The organism is Kitasatospora putterlickiae (assembly GCF_039527695.1).
In the GTDB taxonomy this organism is placed as follows: Bacteria; Actinomycetota; Actinomycetes; order Streptomycetales; family Streptomycetaceae; genus Kitasatospora; species Kitasatospora putterlickiae.
On sequence record NZ_BAAAKJ010000294.1, the window covers coordinates 4,804 to 6,385 of the forward strand.

Sequence of the window (1,582 nt, forward strand, 5' to 3'; positions counted from 1 at the left end):
GCGTGGCGGCCGTGCAGGAGCAGGGCCTCCTGGACCCGGGCACCTTCACCCGCGTGCGCCCGACCGCGCGGCTCGCCGCACCGGCCGCCCCGGGGGCGCTGCCGCTGCTGCTGTTCGGCCACGGCCGCAAGGGCGGCCGCGCCCACGGCACCGCGCTGGCGGAGGAGCTGGCGGCGCACGGCTACCTGGTCGCGGCCCTCGACCACACCTACGACGCGGCCGCCGTCGAGTTCCCGGACGGCAGGCTGGTGCGCAGCACCCTGGAGGACGAACCGGCCGACTGGGACGCCGCCGAACGCCAGGAGATCAGCACCCGGGCGGCCGATCTGCGCTTCGTCGCCACCGAGTTGACCACCGGCCGGACGACCCGCCGGCACCGCGGCCTGCCGTGCGCCGACCCGGAACGGATCGGCGCGTTCGGCCACTCGATGGGCGGGGCGGCCGCCGCCGAGGCGATCCGCCAGGACCGGCGGTTCGCGGCGGGGCTCGACCTGGACGGCGGCCTCTTCGGCTCGCCGGTGCCGGACGAGGGCCTGGACCGGCCGTTCCTGCTGCTCACCTCCCTGGACGACCACGACACCTGGCGGCGCTGGCGCGAGCACCAGCGCGGCTGGGGGCGCCACCTGCTGCAGCGCGACTCCGGCCACTACAGCTTCACCGACCTGCCGCACGTCGCCGGCCCGGGCCGCCTCGCCGAGCACATCCCGCCCGACATCGCCGCCGAGCTGCTCGGCCGCATCACCCCGGCGCGCGCCACCGAGCTGAGCCGCGTCTACGTCCGCGCGCACTTCGACCGCTTCCTGCGCGGACGGCCGTCCCCGCTGCTGGAGGTGCCCTCCCCGCGCTACCCGGAGATCTCGTTCGTCTGGAGCCGCGGCTGACCGGCGGTGCCACGGCCGGCCGGCTACCCGGCGTCCTCCGGGGCGCGGCCGTAGAAGGCGGCGAGCCGGTCGTACACCGGCGCGTCCCCGGCGATCGCGACCTCCGGGCCGAAGGCGTGCTGCTCCTCCTCGCTCCCCCGGTACTCCGGCCGCAGTGCGCCGCGCCCCCAGGCCAGCGAGGCCTCGGCGACCTCGTGGTCCAGGCCGGCCGTGGACTGGCCGGTGGCGTGGGCGAGGTCCCAGGCGTGCACGGCGAACTCGGTGATCTGCTGGTCCACCGGGAAGCGGGCCGGCAGTTCGCCGACGCCGGGGACCTCGATGACGCCGTCGAGCTCCCCGGCCTGCCGCCAGGCGGCCACCAGCCGCTCGGCGCCGGCCTCGAAGCGGTGCAGCCAGTCCTCCTCGACCCGGTCGAAGGTCTCCGACCAGTCGGGCGTGCCGCCCTCCGCCCGGATGGTGAACTGCCGCAGGTCGTGCAGCAGATGGCTGATCAGCTCGCCGACGTCCCAGGACCGGCAGGGTGTCGGGTGGCCGGCCAGCTCGGCGCCGACGCCGTCGATCAGTCCGGCGGTCTGCGCGAGCGCACGGGCGAGCAGCTCGATCGGGTCTTCCGCTCCGGTCATGACGCACCTCTCCGTCGGCGGGGCCGCACCGGCCGCACACGTGGTCGGACCGGCCGATCGTAAACGGAGGCACCGACA

At 76.4% G+C, this 1,582-nt stretch carries 2 protein-coding genes; one reads left to right on the top strand and one right to left on the bottom strand.

Features of this window, described 5'->3' with window-relative positions; genetic code table 11:
* Positions 1-881 (top strand): alpha/beta hydrolase (locus ABD308_RS28515; RefSeq protein ID WP_344340507.1); only part of this gene is annotated, 881 nt, incomplete at its 5' end.
* Between the two features lie 23 nt (positions 882-904).
* Here the strand turns inward: ABD308_RS28515 and ABD308_RS28520 are convergent.
* Positions 905-1,504, bottom strand: a complete 600-nt coding sequence (locus ABD308_RS28520; protein WP_344340510.1) for a TIGR03086 family metal-binding protein — start codon at positions 1,502-1,504, stop codon at positions 905-907.
* Positions 1,505-1,582: the final 78 nt, after the last annotated feature.

Excerpts from the sequence above, each read along its gene's own strand:
- ABD308_RS28520 (WP_344340510.1), bottom strand. The coding sequence starts at position 1,504 with ATGACCGGAGCGGAAGACCCGATCGAGCTGCTCGCCCGTGCGCTCGCG.